This is a genomic window from Micromonospora sp. II, assembly GCF_001709195.1.
Lineage (GTDB): Bacteria > Actinomycetota > Actinomycetes > Mycobacteriales > Micromonosporaceae > Micromonospora > Micromonospora chalcea.
Genome location: NZ_LYXF01000067.1, coordinates 291,648 through 309,593, shown reverse-complemented (window position 1 = coordinate 309,593; position 17,946 = coordinate 291,648). Strand labels below are relative to the sequence as shown.

10 protein-coding genes are annotated in these 17,946 nt (G+C 71.7%); 7 read left to right on the top strand and 3 right to left on the bottom strand.

What is annotated here, in order from left to right:
- Positions 1-305 precede the first annotated feature (305 nt).
- The 6 genes from A8711_RS27245 to A8711_RS27220 all read left to right on the top strand — a co-directional run bounded on the left by A8711_RS27245 (position 306) and on the right by A8711_RS27220 (position 12,714).
- Positions 306-1,682, top strand: a complete 1,377-nt coding sequence (locus A8711_RS27245) for an ABC transporter substrate-binding protein (RefSeq protein WP_043324313.1) — start codon at positions 306-308, stop codon at positions 1,680-1,682.
- Positions 1,683-1,742: 60 nt separating this feature from the next.
- Positions 1,743-2,702, top strand: a complete 960-nt coding sequence (locus A8711_RS27240) for a carbohydrate ABC transporter permease (RefSeq protein WP_069089777.1) — start codon at positions 1,743-1,745, stop codon at positions 2,700-2,702.
- 3 nt (positions 2,703-2,705) lie between these two features.
- On the top strand, positions 2,706-3,593 hold the full coding sequence (locus A8711_RS27235) for a carbohydrate ABC transporter permease (protein WP_069089776.1): 888 nt from the start codon (positions 2,706-2,708) through the stop codon (positions 3,591-3,593).
- A gap of 84 nt (positions 3,594-3,677) precedes the next feature.
- Entirely contained in the window at positions 3,678-5,303 is a 1,626-nt protein-coding gene (locus A8711_RS27230) for a glycoside hydrolase family 13 protein (RefSeq protein ID WP_069089775.1), read from the top strand.
- Positions 5,304-5,458: 155 nt separating this feature from the next.
- Positions 5,459-8,329 carry a discoidin domain-containing protein gene (locus A8711_RS27225; RefSeq protein WP_069089774.1) on the top strand — a complete coding sequence of 957 codons (2,871 nt, stop codon included), beginning with the start codon at positions 5,459-5,461 and terminating at the stop codon, positions 8,327-8,329.
- Between the two features lie 98 nt (positions 8,330-8,427).
- Entirely contained in the window at positions 8,428-12,714 is a 4,287-nt protein-coding gene (locus A8711_RS27220) for a discoidin domain-containing protein (protein ID WP_069089773.1), read from the top strand.
- Between the two features lie 213 nt (positions 12,715-12,927).
- Here the strand turns inward: A8711_RS27220 and A8711_RS27215 are convergent, their stop codons facing one another.
- Together A8711_RS27215 and A8711_RS27210 are read right to left on the bottom strand one after the other, a co-directional pair.
- Complete coding sequence (locus tag A8711_RS27215) at positions 12,928-14,151, bottom strand: IS110 family transposase (protein ID WP_141707693.1); 1,224 nt, start codon at positions 14,149-14,151, stop codon at positions 12,928-12,930.
- 232 nt (positions 14,152-14,383) lie between these two features.
- On the bottom strand, positions 14,384-15,775 hold the full coding sequence (locus A8711_RS27210) for a PLP-dependent aminotransferase family protein (protein WP_069089772.1): 1,392 nt from the start codon (positions 15,773-15,775) through the stop codon (positions 14,384-14,386).
- Positions 15,776-15,815: 40 nt separating this feature from the next.
- On the opposite strand from A8711_RS27210, the gene A8711_RS27205 reads away from it, so the two are divergent.
- Positions 15,816-16,778: a DMT family transporter gene (locus A8711_RS27205; protein ID WP_124778877.1), complete on the top strand. Its 963-nt coding sequence runs from the start codon at positions 15,816-15,818 to the stop codon at positions 16,776-16,778.
- Here the strand turns inward: A8711_RS27205 and A8711_RS27200 are convergent.
- Positions 16,716-17,927, bottom strand: coding sequence for a hypothetical protein (locus A8711_RS27200; protein ID WP_069089770.1), 1,212 nt, complete (start codon positions 17,925-17,927; stop codon positions 16,716-16,718). The two genes, A8711_RS27205 and A8711_RS27200, sit on opposite strands and share 63 nt — an antisense overlap.
- Positions 17,928-17,946: the final 19 nt, after the last annotated feature.

The following is a 17,946-nucleotide window of genomic DNA, read 5'->3' as shown; positions in this document are numbered from 1 at the left end:
TTGGAGTTGTGGTGCCCGGAATGCGGCACTGATGCCGGTATCTGAGGCGCCACAACTCCAAGATCGACGACATGGCCGACTGGAGCCGCGTCCTTCCGAGGCCAAGTCGAATTCTTGCGTTTGTCAGTCGGCATCTTGCTGGGTTCGGTTCGCGTCGCTACAGTGACTCCACTCACACCTGACCCGGGGCGCGGTTTCCGGAGGCAGGGCGCGTGCCGGCTGCCGTTCCACCACCAGAGGCAGCCGCGCGGTCACCGCACATCAGTGAAGGCCATGGATACACCCGTTCCCGAAGGGATGGACAGATGTCCGTACCGCAGTATCGGAAGGTCGCGGCGCTCGCGCTCGCGACCGGCCTCGGGCTCAGCCTTGCGGCGTGCTCCACCAAGAGCGACGACAGCGGCGACGCCGGCGGCAAGGTCACCATCACCGTCGACTGCCAGCCGGTCGGCGCGCAGAAGGAGCTGCTGAAGAACTGGAACGACGACGTCGCCGAGTTCCAGCGGCAGAACCCGGACATCGTCGTCAAGAGCGTCAGCGTCGGCGAGCAGTGCAACAACCCGCCGGACTTCACCGCCCGCCTGGCCGGCGGCACCGTCACCGACGTGTTCTACGGCTACATGACCGACCTTCAGCAGGTGCTGGACTCCGGCCAGGCGATGGACATCGGCCAGTACGCCACGAAGGACACCATCCCCACCTGGGACAGCGTCGACCCGGCGCTCAAGGAGGTCTTCACCGACGGCGGCAAGCTCTACGCCGTACCGGTGAAGAACTACTCGATGGGCCTGATCTACAACAAGGCGCTGTTCCAGCGGGCCGGGCTCGACGTGAACAACCCGCCGAAGACCTGGCCGGAGGTGCGGGCCGCGGCCAAGAAGATCTCCGCGCTCGGCGACGGCATAGCCGGGTACGCCGAGTACAGCGCGGGCAACACCGGGGGCTGGCACTTCACGTCGCTGCTCTACTCGCAGGGCGGGCAGGTGCTCAGCGCCGACGGCAAGAAGGCCGACTTCAACAACGCGATGGGCAAGCAGGTCCTGCAGAACCTCAAGGACATGCGCTACGGCGACAACAGCATGGGTGCCCGGCAGCTGCTCCAGTGGGGTGACCTGCTCACCAACGCCGGCGCCGGCAAGGTCGGCATGTTCATCGGCGCGCCGGACGCGACCCAGGCGATCGTCAGCCAGTTCCAGGGCAAGTACCAGGACTGGGCGATGGGCCCGCTGCCCGGCCAGGACGGCCCGGCCAAGGCCACGCTCGGCGGCGGCGAGGGCTACTTCTTCAAGAAGGGCCTGAGCCCCGAGCAGGTCAAGGCCGGCCTGAAGTGGCTCGCCTACCAGAAGCTCACCCCGGGTAAGGGCCAGTTCGACTACGTGCGCGCCAAGCCGCAGAACTACCCGGTCGGCCTGCCCCAGCCGCTGCTGTTCACGAACGGCAGCGACGCGCAGAAGCAGGAACTGGAGCTGCGCAAGGCGAACGCCAACGTGGACACCACGAACTTCGCGGTCTTCGAGGCCAACCCGGTGCCGATCAAGGGTGAGCCGCGCAACGCGCAGGCGATCTACGCGGTGCTCGACGCGGCGATGTCCGGGGTGCTGACCAACCCGAACGCGAACATCGACGCGCTGCTCAAGACCGCCGAGGACAAGGTCAACCAGCTGCTGGCCGCCGACAGCTGACCCGACCGGAGGTGGGGCCGGCGCACCGGCCCCACCTCCCCGAGCACCGCAGGAGTCGCCTTGGCGCTCACCACCGCCCCCGGCGCCACCCGCCGTACCGGTCCTGTCGCGCCGACGCCGTCGCGTACCGCCGGCCGCCGCGCCGGTCTCGGCCGCAAGGTCCGGGACAACCTCACCGGGCACACGTTCCTCATCGGCGCTGTCGTCTGCTTCGCCGTCTTCTCCTGGTACCCGATGGTCCGCGGCGTCGTGATGAGCTTCCAGCGCACCCGCCGCGGCGAGACCACCTGGGTCGGCTGGGACAACTACAGCCGGATCATCGCCGATCCGAGCTTCTGGACCGCCTGGAAGAACACGTTCGTCTTCACCGGTTTGGCGCTCGTCCTCGGCTACCTGGTGCCGTTCTTCGTGGCGATCCTGCTCAACGAGCTGCGCCACGCCAAGGGCTACCTGCGGGTGCTCGTCTACCTGCCGGTGATGCTGCCGCCGGCGTCCGCGCTGTTCCTGTTCAAGTTCTACGCCTACGACCCGAGCGAGGCGGGGCTGTTCAACGCGGTCCTCACCGCGCTGGGACTGCCCACGTCGGAGTGGATGCAGTCGCCCACCATGACGATGCCGGCCATGGTGATCGCGTCGACCTGGATGAACATGGGCGGCGCCGTGCTGATCTACCTGGCCGCGCTGCAGAACATCCCCGGCGAGCTGTACGAGGCCGCCGAGATCGACGGCGCCGGGGTGTGGCGGCGCATCGTGCACGTGACGATCCCGCAGACCCGGCTGATCCTGGCGCTGCTGGCGATGCTCCAGATCGTCGCCACCATGCAGCTGTTCATCGAGCCGCTGATCCTCGCCAACGGCGCCGGTACGCAGGACTCGGCGACCTCCGTGGCGTACCTGATCTACCAGCACGGGTTCTTCCAGAACGACCTCAACGGCGCCGCCGCGCTCGGCGTGATCATGCTGGTGGTGCTGGCCGGGTTCTCCGCCGTCTACCTGCGACTGACCGCGAGACAGGACTAGGACATGGCCGCCGACAGCACCACCCGTACCCTCATCTCCCACGCCCAGATGCGGCGCGGTCGCGGCCGCGTCCTCTACTGGGCCGTGCTCTCCGTGGTCGTGGCCGGGTTCACGCTGGTGTTCCTCGGCCCGCTGTACTGGATGGTCACCGGCGCGCTGAAGTCCGGCCAGGAGATCGCCCAGACCCCGCCGACGCTGTTCCCGCGCGACCCGCAGCCGGGTAACTACGTCGACGCCTGGACCAACCTGGATCTGGCGAAGCTGCTGTTCAACACGTTCTACTACGCCACCGGCGCGGTGGTGTTCCAGCTCGTGTTCGACACCGCCGCCGCGTACGCGTTGTCGAAGCTGCGTCCGGTGCTGGGCGGGTTGATCCTCGGCATGATGCTGGCGACGCTGATGATCCCGGCGATGGTGCTCATCGTCCCGCAGTACGTCACGGTGATCGACCTGCCGATCGTGCACGTCAACCTGCTCGACTCGCCGTTCGCGATCTGGCTGCCGCTGGTGGCGAACGCGTTCAACATCTTCCTGCTGAAACGGTTCTTCGACTCGATCCCGGAGGACCTGATGGCCGCCGCCGTGATGGACGGCGCCACCCCGCTGCGCACACTCTGGTCCATCGTCCTGCCGATGTCCCGCCCGATCCTCGGCGTGGTGGCGATCTTCGCGGTGACGGCGGTCTGGAAGGACTTCCTCTGGCCGAAGCTGGTCATGCCGTCGCCGGAGACGCGGACCGTCAGCGTCGGCATCTACGCCTTCGCCGGCGGCACCCCGATGAACGTGGTCATCGCCGCGTCGGTGATCGCCGCCATCCCCACCGTCGTGCTGTTCCTGATCTTCCAGCGCAACATCATGTCCGGCCTGACCACCGGCGGCCTCAAGGGCTGACCGGGCGAACCGCGGCCCGCCGCAAGCCGGCCGCCCAGCCCGCCGCCGCAGAACCGACCCCGCAGAAAGCAGGTGCCCGTGTCCATGGCCGACAACAGCCCGTGGTGGCGCTCCGCGGTGATCTACCAGGTCTATCCGCGCAGTTTCGCCGACGGCAACGGCGACGGGATCGGCGACGTCGCCGGCATCCGGTCCCGCCTGGATCACCTCGCCGCGCTCGGTGTCGACGCCATCTGGTTCAGCCCCTGGTATCCGTCGCCGATGGCCGACGCCGGCTACGACGTGTCCGACTACCGCGACATCGACCCGGTCTTCGGCACGCTCGCCGAGGTGGAGGCGCTGATCGCGGAGGCGCACGCGCTCGGCATCCGCAGCATCGTCGACGTGGTGCCCAACCACTGCTCCGACGCGCACCAGTGGTTCCGGGCCGCGCTCGCCGGCGGGCCGGGCGCGCCCGAACGGGACCTGTTCTGGTTCCGCCCCGGCCGGGGGCCCGGCGGCGACCTGCCGCCCACCGACTGGACCGGCGAGTTCGGCGGCCCGACCTGGACCCGCACCACCGATCCGGACGGCACTCCCGGCGACTGGTACCTGCACCTGTTCGCCCCGCAGCAACCCGACTTCAACTGGGACCACCCCCGCGTCCGCGAAGAGTTCGAGGACATCCTGCGGTTCTGGTTCGAGCGGGGCGTGGACGGCATCCGCATCGACTCGGCCGGGCTGCTCGTCAAGGACGGCACGCTGCCGGAGGTCCACCCGGACCGGCCGCACCCGTTCCGCGACCAGGACGGCGTGCACGACGTGTACCGCGCGTGGCGGCGCATCGCCGACTCGTACCCGGGCGGGCGGGCACTGGTCGGCGAGGTGTGGCTGCCCGACCGGCAGCGGTTCGCGAACTACCTGCGCCCGGACGAGCTGCACACCGCGTTCAACTTCGACTTCCTCGGCTGCGCCTGGGACGCCACCGCGCTGCGGGAGAGCATCGACGGCACGCTGGCCGCGCACGCCCCGGTCGGCGCGCCCGCCACCTGGGTGCTGTCCAACCACGACGTCACCCGGCACGTCACCCGGTACGGCCGCGCCGACACCCGGTTCAGCTTCGCCGCCAAGCGCGAGGGCATCCCCACCGACCTGGAACTGGGCACCCGCCGGGCCCGCGCCGCCGCGCTGCTGTCCCTCGCGCTGCCCGGCGCCGCCTACGTCTACCAGGGCGAGGAGCTGGGCCTCTGGGAGGTCGAGGACATCCCGTACGAGCTGCGGCAGGACCCGATGTGGGAGCGGTCCGGACGGGTCGACCCCGGCCGCGACGGGTGCCGGGTGCCGCTGCCCTGGCAGGGCGACACCCCGCCGTTCGGGTTCAGCCCCGACGGCGCGTCCGCCGCGCCGTGGCTGCCGCAACCGGCCGACTGGAAGGACCGCACGGTCCGCGCCCAGACCGGCGACCCGCACTCGATGCTGGAGCTGTACCGGGCCGCGCTGACGCTGCGCCGCGCCGAACCCGCGCTCGGCGACGGCACGCTGACCTGGCTGCCCGCACCGGACGGCGTGCTCGCGTTCGCCCGCGAACCCGGCTTCACCTGCGTGGTCAACCTCGGCGGCGCCGCCGTGCCGCTGCCCGCGCACGACGAGCTGCTGCTCGCCAGCGGCCCACTCGACGACGACCGGCTGCCACCGGACACCGCGGTCTGGCTGCGTACCCGATCGGCCTGACCGCGGCGCCGGCGGCCCCGTCCCGCCGCCGGCGCCGCCGAACCACCCGGCGGCCCGTCCCGGCCGCCACAGACGCCGCACACCTGGGGAGGAGGAAGGAGAGGCAACGCCGCACGGGGGGGATCTGGCCACCGACGAAAGGGAGCACACCCCGCATGGCCGAGCACCGCACCGCGCACCGCCACCGCAGCACCGGCGTGGCCGCCCTCGCCGCCGCCGCGCTCGCCGCCTCGACACTCGTCGTCGTGGCGCTCACCACGACCGCCACCCCGGCGTACGCCGCCGGACTGTCCCCGTTCGACATCACCGGACGCGGCGCCACCGTGCCGTTCCGCGAGCAGGAAGCCGAACAGGCCACCCACAACGGCACGAAGATCGGCCCAGACCGGCGCTACGGCACGCTGCCGTCCGAGGCGTCCGGCCGGGAGGCGGTCACGCTCGACGCCGTCGGCGAGTACGTCGAGTTCACGCTCACCGCCCCCGCCAACGCGGTCACGTTCCGGTACAGCCTGCCGGACAACGCCGCCGGCACCGGCCGCGACGCCACCATCGACCTGCGCGCCAACGGCACCCTGGTCAAGGCGGTGCCGGTCACCTCCCGGTACGGCTGGTACTACGGCGGCTACCCGTTCAACAACAACCCGGGCGACACCAACCCGCACCACTTCTACGACGAGACCCGCACCATGTTCGGCACCACGTACCCGGCCGGCACGAAGATCCGCCTCCAGGTGTCCTCGACCGCCCAGTCACCCACGTTCACCATCGACCTGGCCGACTTCGAGCTGGTCGGCGCGCAGATCACCAAGCCGTCCGGCGTGCTGGACGTGGTGACCGACTTCGGCGCCGACCCGACCGGAGCCACCGACTCGACGGCGAAGTTCCAGGCCGCGGTGGACGCCGGCAAGGCGCAGGGCCGGGCGGTGTGGATCCCGGCCGGCACGTTCACGCTCTGGGACCACGTGGTGGTCGACGGCGTGACGCTGCGCGGCGCCGGGCCCTGGTACTCGGTGCTCGGCGGCCGGCACCCCACCGACCGTAAACGTGCCGCCGGCATCTACGGCAAGTACGTGCCGGGCGGCGGCTACTCCGGCGAGATCCGGTCGCACGAGGCCGGTGGGCCCAGCCGCAACGTCACGCTGCGGGACTTCGCCATCATCGGCGACATCCGGGAACGCGTCGACGAGGACCAGGTCAACGCCATCGGCGGCGCGATGAGCAACTCGGTGGTGGACAACCTGTGGTTGCAGCACACCAAGGTCGGCGCCTGGATGGACGGGCCGATGGACAACTTCACCATCCGCAACAGCCGCATCCTCGACCAGACCGCCGACGGGGTGAACTTCCACTGGGGCGTCACCAACTCCACAGTCACCAACACGTTCGTCCGCAACACCGGTGACGACGCGCTGGCCATGTGGGCGCAGAGCGTGCCGAACGTCGGCAACTCCTTCACCCGCAACACCATCGGCGTGACGATCCTGGCCAACCACCTGGTCACGTACGGCGGGCGGGACATCACCATCGCCGACAACGTCACCGCCGACTCGGTCACCAACGGCGGCGGCATCCACGTGGCGAACCGCTATCCGGGCGTCACCGGACCGACCGCCGTGGCCGGCACGATCACGGTGGCCCGCAACACGCTGATCCGCAACGGCAACTCCGACTACAACTGGCAGTTCGGCGTGGGCGCGATCTGGTTCTCCGCGCTCAACGAGCCGATCCAGGGCGCCGCGATCAACGTCACCGACACCGACATCCTGGACAGCTCGTACGCGGCGCTGCACTGGATCGAGGGGCAGACCAGCGGCATCTCGTTCGACAACGTCCGCATCGACGGTGCTGGCACGTACGCGCTCCAGGTGCAGGCGCCCAGCCAGGTCCGGTTCACAAACGTGCGGGCCACCGGCATCGCGCAGTCGAACCCCATCCACAACTGCGTCGGCAGCGGCTTCCAGATCACCCAGGGCGCCGGCAACTCCGGCTGGTACACGCCCACCCCGTACTGCGGGCCGTGGCCGCAGCCGCAGTGGGGCAACGGACCGTCCAGCCCGCCGCCGACCAGCCCGGCGCCGACCACGGCAGCGCCGACGACGGCCCCGCCGACCACCGCGCCGCCGACCACACCGCCGCCGGCCGGCGGGAACCTGGCCCTGGGCCGCCCGGCGACAGCCACCAGCACCACCCAGACGTACGCCGCCGGCAACGCCGTCGACGGCAACCCGGCCAGCTACTGGGAGAGCGCCAACAACGCGTTCCCGCAGTCGCTCACCGTCGACCTCGGCACGTCCCGCACCGTCGACCGGGTGGTGCTGAAGCTCCCGCCCGGCTGGGAACGGCGCACCCAGACGCTGTCCGTGCTCGGCTCCACCGACGGCTCCTCGTACACGACGCTCGCCGCGTCGGCGGGCCGCGTCTTCGACCCGGCCGTCGGCAACACCGTGTCGATCGCGCTGCCGTCCGGCGACCGGCGGTTCGTCCGGGTCACCGTCACCGGCAACACCGGCTGGCCGGCGGGCCAGCTCGCCGAGCTGGAGGTGTACGGCGGCGGCACCACCACACCGCCGCCCACCACGACCCCGCCGCCCACCACCGCGCCACCGACCGGCAACCTGGCGGCGGGCCGGCCGGTCGCGGAGACCAGCCACGCCGACGTGTACGGCGCCGCCAACACCGTCGACGGCGACGCGAACTCCTACTGGGAGAGCGCCAACAACGCCTTCCCCCAGTCGGTGACGGTCGACCTGGGCAGCGCCCGGCCGGTCGCCCGGGTGGTGCTGAAACTGCCCCCGTCGGCGGCCTGGCAGACCCGTACCCAGACCGTGGCGGTGCTCGGCTCCACCGACGGCTCGTCGTTCTCGACGCTGAAGGCGGCGGCGGGCTACACGTTCGACCCGGCGGGCGGCAACAGCGTGTCGATCGCGCTGCCCGCCGGTGACCGCCGCTTCGTGCGGCTGACGTTCACCGGCAACACCGGCTGGCCGGCCGGCCAGCTGTCCGAGTTCGAGGTGTACGCCTCCTGACCCGGCGCGGCGGGGGCCGCCCCGGTCCCCGCCGCGCCACCGCACCCCCACCCCCGAACGCCTCTCCACCTCCCCCGGGAAGAAGGTGTCCGTCCACCATGTCCAGACTCCGTACCGGAATCGTCGCGGTGCTCGCCGCGGTCGGCCTGGTCGTCACCGCGGCCCCCGCCCCACCGGCCCTCGCCGCCGGCGGCCCGAACCTCGCCGCCGGGCGCACCGCCACCGCCAGCAGCGTCAACGGCCCCTACGTCGCGGCCAACCTGACCGACGGCAACCAGGGCAGCTACTGGGAGAGCAGCGGCGCGCTGCCCCAGTGGGCCCAGGTCGACCTCGGCACCAGCCGCGCCGTCGACCAGGTCGTGCTGAAGCTCCCTGCCGCCTGGGAGGCCCGCAACCAGACGCTGTCCGTGCAGGCCAGCGCCGACGGCAGCGGCTTCACCACTGTCGTCGCGTCCGCCGCCCGGACGTTCAGCCCGGCCGCCGCCAACACCGTGACGCTCGGCTTCACCGCCACCGACGCCCGCTACCTGCGGGTCGTGATCACCGCGAACACCGGCTGGGCCGCCGCTCAGCTCGCCGAGCTGGAGGTGTACGGCGCGGCCACCTCCTCGACCAACCTGGCGCTCGGCCGGACCATGACCGAGAGCGGTCACGCCGACGTGTACGGCGCGGGCAACGCCAACGACGGCAACGCCGGCACCTACTGGGAGAGCCCGAACAACGCGTTCCCGCAGTGGATCCAGGCCGACCTGGGCGCCGCCACCAGCGTCAACCGGCTGGTGCTGCGGCTGCCGGCCGGCTGGGGCGCGCGCACCCAGACGATCACCGTGCAGGGCAGCACGAACGGCTCCACGTTCGGGACGCTCGTCGCCTCCGCCGCGTACGCGTTCGACCCGGGCGGCGGCAACACCGTGACGGTCACCGTGCCCACCGCGTCCACCCGGTACGTGCGGCTGCTGTTCACCGCGAACAGCGCCTGGCCCGCCGGGCAGCTCGGCGAGCTGGAGGTCTACGGCCCGGTCACCGGCGACACCCAGGCGCCGAGCGCGCCCGGCAACCTCGCGTTCACCGAGCCCGCCACCGACCAGGTGCGGCTGACCTGGACCGCGTCCACCGACAACGTGGGCGTCACCGGCTACGACGTGTACGCCAACGGCGTGCTGCGCACCACCGTCGGCGGCACCACGCTGACGTACACCGACACCCAGCCCGCCGGGACCACCGTCTCCTACTACGTGCGGGCGCGGGACGCGGCCGGAAACGTGTCGGCGAACAGCAACACGGTCACCCGCACCGGCAACACCGGGGACACGGTCGCGCCCACCGCGCCCGGCAACCTGGCCTACACCCAGCCGGCGAGCGGGCAGATCCGGCTGACCTGGACCGCGTCCACGGACAACGTGGGCGTCACCGGCTACGAGGTGTACGCCAACGGCTCGCTGCGCACCACGGTCAGCGGATCCACGCTCACCTACACGGACAGCCAGCCGGACAGCGCGACCGTCTCGTACCACGTGCGGGCCCGCGACGCCGCCGGGAACGTGTCGGCGAACAGCAACACCGTCACCCGTACCGGCAGCAGCACCGGCGGCACGAACCTGGCGGTCGGCAAGCCCGCCACCGCGTCGTCGATGGTGCACGTGTTCGCCGCCGCCAACGCCGTCGACAACGACGTCACCACGTACTGGGAGGGCGGGCCCGGCGCGTACCCGAGCACGCTCACCGTCGCGCTCGGCGCCAACGCCGCGATCAGCGCCGTCGTGGTGAAGCTCAACCCGGACCCGGCGTGGGGCGCGCGCACCCAGACGTTCCAGGTGCTCGGCCGGGAGCAGTCCGCGTCCGGGTTCACCAGCCTGGTCGGCTCCGCCACGTACTCCTTCAACCCGGCCAGCGCCAACACGGTGACCGTCCCGGTCTCCGCGACCGCCGCTGACGTCCGGCTCCAGTTCACCGCGAACTCCGGTTCCGCCAACGGCCAGGTCGCCGAACTTCAGGTCATCGGCGTCCCGGCGCCGAACCCGGACCTCACCGTCACAGCGGTCACCGCGTCGCCGTCCGCGCCGGTGGAGACCGACGCGATCACGCTGTCCGCCACCGTGCGCAACGCCGGCACCGCGGCCTCCGCCGCCACCGACGTCAACCTCTACCTGGGTACGACGAAGGTCGGCACCGCCGCCGTCGGCGCGCTCGCCGCGGGCGCGTCGAGCACCGTCTCGGCCACCATCGGCGTACGCGACGCCGGCAGCTACCAGCTCACCGCGAAGGTCGACGAGTCGAACGCGGTGATCGAGCAGAACGAGGCGAACAACTCCCACACCAGCCCGACCCCGCTGACCGTCAGCCCGGTCGCCAGCTCCGACCTGGTCGCCTCCGCCGTCACCTGGTCACCCGGCACGCCGAGCGCCGGCGCCACCGTCTCCTTCGCGGTGACGCTGCGCAACCAGGGCACCATCGCGTCGGCGAGCGGCGCGCACGGCATCACGCTGACGGTGCGCGACCAGTCCGGCGCGGTGGTCCGCACGCTCACCGGCTCGTACAGCGGCACGATCGCGGCCGGTGCCACCGCCGGACCGGTGTCGCTCGGCACGTGGACCGCCGCCAACGGCCGGTACACGGTGCGGGTGGTGCTCGCCGACGACGGCAACGAGCTGCCGGTGAAGCGGCAGAACAACACCAGCGACCGAGCGCTGTTCGTCGGCCGCGGGGCGAACCTGCCGTACGACGCGTACGAGGCCGAGGACGGCACGACCGGAGGCGGCGCGCAGGTCATCGGCCCGAACCGCACCATCGGCGACCTCGCCGGGGAGGCGTCCGGGCGTCGCGCGGTCACGCTCAACACCACCGGCGCGTACGTCGAGTGGACCACCCGCTCGGCCGCGAACGCCCTGGTGGCCCGCTACTCCATCCCGGACGCGCCGGGCGGCGGCGGGATCGACTCGACGATCAACGTGTACGTCAACGGTGTGCTGCACAAGCCGATGAGCCTCACCTCGAAGCACATCTGGCTCTACGGCGCCGAGGCCGGTCCCAGCGACTCGCCGAGCGCGGGCGCGCCCCGGCACCTGTACGACGAGGCGAACGTGCTGCTCGACACCACGGTCCCGGCAGGCAGCCGGATCCGGCTCCAGAAGGACCCGGCGAACAGCACCACGTACGCGATCGACTTCGTCGACACCGAACTGGTGTCGCCGCGCGCCAACCCCGACCCGGCCCGCTACAAGGTGCCGACCGGGTTCAGCCACGCCGACGTGCAGAACGCGCTCGACGCGGTACGGATGGACACCACCGGCACGCTGGTCGGCGTCTACCTGCCCGCCGGCACGTACGAGACGGCGCAGAAGTTCCAGGTGTACGGCAAGGCGGTGCAGGTCGTCGGCGCCGGCATGTGGTACACCCGCTTCCAGACGCCGCGCAACCAGCAGAACACCGACGCCGGTTTCCGGGTCGAGTCCTCGGCCAGCGGCTCGACCTTCGCCCACCTGGCGTTCTTCGGCAACTACACCAACCGGATCGACGGTCCCGGCAAGGTGTGGGGCGAACTGAAGGACGTGGACGACCTGACGCTGGACAGCGTCTGGGTCGAGCACACCGTGTGCGCGTACTGGGGGGTGAGCGTGGACGGGCTGACCATCCGGGACAGCCGGTTCCGCAACACCTTCGCCGACGCGGTGAACATGACCAACGGCAGCACGAACAACCTGGTCACCAACTCGGAGGGCCGCTCCAACGGCGACGACGCGTTCGCGTTGTTCTCCGCCACCGACCAGGGTGGCTCAGGCGGCAACCACGGCAACGTGTTCGAGAACCTGACCGCCACGCTGACCTGGCGGGCAGCCGGGCTGGCGGTGTACGGCGGCTACGACAACGTGTTCCGCAACCTGTACATCGCCGACCAGCTCACGTACTCGGGCATCACGATCAGCTCGCTGGACTTCGGCTACCCGTTCGTCGGGTTCGGCGCCAGCCCGCCCACCCGGTTCGAGAACATCTCGCTGATCCGCTCCGGCGGGCACTTCTGGGGCGCGCAGACGTTCCCGGCGATGTGGTTGTTCTCCGCGTCGAAGGAGTTCCGTGGCATCCGGGTGAGCGACGTGGACATCGTCGATCCGACGTACTCGGGGATCATGTTCCAGACCAAGTACAACGGCAGCCAGCCGGAGAACCCGATCACCGACACGGTCCTGACGAACGTGTCGATCTCCGGCGCGCGGCGCAGCGGTGACGCGTTCGATGCGAAGTCCGGCTTCGGTATCTGGGTCAACGAGATGCCCGAGGCAGGTCAGGGCCCCGCGGTCGGCGCGGCCACCTTCACCAACCTCCGCCTGACCGACAACGCCCAGGACATCAAGAACACCACAAGTACGTTCACGATCACCCGCAACTAACCTCGCGGCCTCTCCCACCCCCGCGATCTTGCACTTTCGGCCCCCGCGATGCCGGATTGCTCCTGGTATGGGGGGTGCCAAAGTGCAAGATCGCGGGGGCTGCGGGGCGGCGCGTCGATCTTGGAGTTGTGGCGCCTCTGATAGCGGGGCGAAGCCGACAAGCTGTGGCACCACAAGTCCAAGATCGACGGGGGGGTGTCCCTATGGGTTTGGTCAAGCGGGGACGGGGCTGGTGGGGCGTGGTTGGTAGGGGATCTTGTCGCGGAGCATGGCGTATAGGACGTCGCAGCGGCGTCGGGCGAGGCAGATGAGGGCGGCGTTGTGGCGTTTGCCTTCGGCGCGTTTGCGGTCGTAGTAGGCCCTGCTCACGGGGTCGGCTAGGGCGGCGAAGGCGGCGAGGAAGAAGGCGCGTTTGAGGTTCTTGTTCCCGCCTCGGGGCGGATGCTCGCCGCGGATGCTGCTGCCGGATCGTCGGGTGATGGGGGCCAGGCCGGCGTAGGCGGCGAGGTGGCCGGGGGTGGGGAACGCGGTGCCGTCACCGACTTCGAGCAGGATCCGGGCGGCGGTCCTGACGCCGATGCCTGGCATCGAGGTCAGGACCGGGGCGAGAGGGTGAGCATCGAGGATCCTCTCGACCTCGCCGGCGACTTGGCCGCGCTGGCGCAGGACATCGCGGAGGCTGTCGGCGAGGCGGGGCAGGATCGTCTCCGCCGCCTGGGTGCCGGGGACGGTGACGGTCTGCTCGTCGAGGGCGGTCATGATCTGCTCGACCAGTCGTTCGCCCATGCGTGGTGCGTGGACGGCGACGATCGAGAGCAGCTTGCGGCGGCCGGCCTTGCGCAGTCCGACGGGGCCACCGCAGCGGGACAGCAGTTCAAGGACCGCCTTGTGGTGGACCTTGGGGCCGAGGACTCGTTCCAGAGCGGGATGGATCTGCGTCAGCAAGCCACGGATCCGGTTGGACACGCGGGTGGCTTCGCCAGCGAGGTCGTCATCGAAGCCGACCAGGACTTCCAGCTCGGCCAGGGCCTCGTCGCCGACGTCGACCCGTCGCAACGTGTGGGGCAGGGTGCGGGCGGCATCAGCGATGACGTAGGCATCGCGGGCGTCGGTCTTCGCCGCACCCGGATGCAGATCAGCGATGCGCCGCATCGCCAGGCCGGGCAGGTAAGCAACCTGATGACCACACGCCCGAGCCACCGCTACCGGCAAGGCGCCGATCGAGGCCGGCTGGTCGACCACCACCAAGACCGTGCCGTGGCGGGCCAGCTTGTCGAACAGCTGCCGCAGGCGGGCCTCGGTGTTCGGCAGCGCCGCGTCATGCAGCCGCTTTCCGCCAGGAGCTAACCCGACCGCGTGGTGACCCTCTTTGCCGACGTCCAAGCCGAGGTAGACGCCGTATCCGTCGTGCACCGCACCTGCCTCCACGTATCTCATCGTGGCCTCGGCCGCTGGTCTGAGCGTCGGACTGCCGGCAGCCACGTTACGAAGAGACCTACCCCAACACGGGTGGCCGTGTCCCTATCAGCGGTCCGCCAACGCCACCCGACCCGGCGACAACACCCCCCGGATCATCGAAACGACAGGGGCAGGAAGTCATACCGGGCCGGGCAACCGAGGGTCCCCGGCTGGGGACGATCAAAAAGGTAACGGGGTAGGGCCGCTGCGGTCAGTGGGGGAGGGCGGTGGAGAGGCGGCGGATCGCCTCGTCCATCTGCTCGGGTGGGGCGGCGGCGTACGTGAGGCGCAGGTGCGGGGCGGGGGGTTCTGCGGCGTACCAGGGGCGGCCGGGGAAGACGGTCACCCCCGCTGCCGCGGCAGCCGTGGTCACCGTTACGTCGTCGGTGTTGTCGGGCAGGCGTACCCACAGGTGCAGGCCGCCGCGCGGGACGTCGCGCGGCGCCAGCTGCGGCAGATGCCGGTCAAGCGCGGCGAGCAGCGCCTCCCGGCGGGCCCGCAGTTGTCCGCGCAGGCTGCGGCGGTGCCGGTCCCAGGCGGGCGCGGTCAGGAACTCCAGCGCCGCCTGTTGCAGCGGCCCGGCGACGAACAGGTCGTCGAGCAGGCGGGCGGCGCGCAGCCGGGCTCCGGCCGGCCCGCGCGCCCCGAGCGCGGCGATGCGCAGGCCGGGCGCTGCCGGTTTGGTCAGTGAGCGCAGGTAGACGACGTGCCCGTCGGGGTCGTCGGCGGCCAGCGGTGGCGGGGCCTCCCCGTCGATGGTGAGGTCGCGGGCGTAGTCGTCCTCGATGAGGAACGCCCCGGCGTCGCGTACCGCCTCGGCGACCTGGGCGCGCCGTGCGGGGGAGAGCGTCGCGCCGTGCGGGTTGGCGTGCAGCGGCTGGCAGTAGAACAGGCGGGCGCCGGTGCGGGCGAACGCGGCGGCGAGCTGGTCGGGGCGTACCCCGTCGGTGTCGGCGGGCACCGGCACCACCCGCAGCCCGGCGGCGCGCGCGGCGGCGAGCGCGCCCAGGTAGGTGGGGGATTCGACGAGCAGCGTGTCGCCAGGTGTGGTGAGCGCCCGCAGCGTGGTGGAGAGCGCGGCCTGCCCGCCCGGGCAGATCACCATGTCCTCGGCGCGCAGGCCCCCGCCGGCCGCTCGGGCGAACCAGGCGCGCAGGTCGGCGCGTCCCTCGACCGGGCCGCGCTGCCACGCCGCCGGTTGCCGGGCGGCGCGGGCGAGCGCCGCGCCGAGCGCGGCGGCCGGCTGGAGGTCCGGGTCCAGGTAGCCGCCGGTCAGCGGAATCGCGCCCGACGGCGGTAGCGCCAGCAGCGCCTGCATCTCCTCCTCGCCGTCGCGCCGTGAGCCGAGCGCGACTGTCTGCCACGACAGGTCCGGCCGTGGTGGGTCGGCGCGCCGGTTCGACACGTACGCGCCACGTCCCGGCCGTGTCTCGATCAGGCCGTCCGCGACGAGCCGCCGGGTCGCCTCGGCGACGGTGACGGGGGAGACGTGATGGTGGGCGGTCAGCTCCCGTACCGACGGCAGTCGCGTGCCGGGGACGGCGTCCGCCGCCAGCGCACCCAGATGCCGGACGACACGCTCGATAGCGCTACCATCATTCATGACGGCACAGAGTAGCGCTACTGCACCAACGACGGTAACGGTGGGAGCGGGCGGCGGAGTCGCCCTCGGCGCGCTGGGCGTGCTGGCCTTCAGCATGTCGCTGCCGGCCACCCGCGTCGCGGTGCACACACTCGACCCCTGGTTCGTCGCGTTCGGACGGGCCGTCGGCGCGGCGCTGCTCGCGTGGGCCTACCTGCGGTTCACCGGCGCCCCACGCCCCACCCGGGACCAGTGGCGACGGCTGTCCATCGTCGCGCTCGGCGTCGTGGTCGGCTTCCCGCTGTTCACCTCGCTGGCGCTCACCACGCAGACATCGGCGCACGGCGCGGTGGTGGTCACCGTGCTGCCCGCCATGACGGCGGTGTTCGCGGTGCTGCGGGCCGGGGAACGGCCGCCGCCGCTGTTCTGGATCGCCAGCATCGCCGGACTGGCGCTGGTGCTCGCGTTCCTCGCCGCCGGCGGCTCGATCCGCGGGACGCTGGCGCCCGCCGACCTGTACCTGCTCGCCGCCGTGGTGCTCTGCGGACTCGGGTACGCCGAGGGCGGCCGGCTGGCCCGCGAACTCGGCGGCGCCCGCACGATCTGCTGGGCGTTGCTGCTGTCGCTCCCGGTCATCGTGCCGGTCACGGCGGTTGCCGCTTTCGTCCACCCGCCGCACGGCGGCATCGCCGCCTGGGCCGGGTTCGGCTACCTCACAGTGGTGTCGATGTTCCTCGGCTTCTTCGCCTGGTACGCCGGGCTGGCCCGGGGCGGCATCGCCAAGGTCGGCCAGATCCAGCTCGTCCAGCCGGTGCTCACGCTGATCTGGTCGGCACTGCTGCTCGGCGAGGCGGTCACGCCCGGCGCGCTCGTGGCGGCGGGCGCGGTGCTCGCCTGCGTCGTGCTCATCCAGCGCACCCGGGGCGGCGCGACACCGTCGCGCGCCCCGGGCCGGTCGCCCTCAGCAGGGCGCGATGGTGCCGGTCACGCTGGAGACGTACGCGTGGCTGACGAAGTGTCCTGACGCGAGGCGGTTCCACTGGGTGGTGGTCCGGTACGGGCCGCTCACCGACTGGCCGCTGACCGAGCACTCGATCGGCACGTCGGCGTACGTGGCGGCCAGCCCGACGACCGGGTTGCTCGTGCTGGGACCGGAGCGGATGTTGAGCGGCCCGCTGCCGATGCGACCGCGCGTGCCGGTGCCGGTCCAGAGGTAGGCGACGTCGACCCAGGCGTTGTCGGTCAGCAGCAGGCCGTCCCAGAACGTGCCGTCGGCGAGGTCGATGCCGGCCGGGCTGCCTACCACCCGTCCGAACTGGTCCCGCCCGCCGTTGTAGCCGCTCTGGTACGCCGCCTGCGCCTCGGGCCGGCCCTGCGGCAGGTCCTTCCACATCTCCCGGGTGCTGCTGGGGTTCCAGTAGTCGTCCTTGGTGTTCCACGGTCCGACGTCCCAGACCGGCGCGTACTCGCAGCGGCTGCGGGTCGTGGTGCAGACCCGCACGGTGTAGTCGCCGGTGTTCTTCGGCGCGAGTCCGCGGAACGAGGGCAGCGCGACGAAGTGGTCCCGGGAGACGATCACGTGCCCGTTGGCGGTGGTGCCGCCGACCAGGCCCTCGCGGGTGGCGTACACCCGGTAGGTGAGGCCGGGCGTGGCGGCCGTGACGGCGGCGACCGAGTCGGCGGTGAGCCGGAGCGTGCGCAGGCTAGGCGCGGCGGACGGCCGGTCGGCGGTGAGGACCACCCGGATCTGCACCCGGGTGACCGGCTGGTCGAAGACGGCGGCGCCGGTCACGGCCCGCCATTCGGTCCACGCGCCCGATCGCCAGCCGCGCGCCGCCACCTCGACGGCGCCGTCGCGGGCGGGGACTGCGACGACGTCGGCCCGGACCCGGTTGGCCGGTGCGGCGAGTGAATGCGGCGCGACGAGGAGCGTGCCCTCGGCCGCGATGCCGCGCCGGGCCGCGGGCCGGTGCGCCGGGTCGGCGAGGCGCAGTTCCGTGCCGGTCCAGTGGACGTTGACGTCGTCGGAGTCGACTCCGGCCAGGTCGGCGCTCCAGGTGTTGCCGGTGGCCGGTGCCGCCAGGGGCGCGGCGGGGGCCGGGGAGGCGGCCAGGACGGCGGCGACTGCGCCGGCGACGACCGCCGGGGTGCGGGTCCTGCGGGATCGGGACATGGCGCTCCTCGTGGGGGCA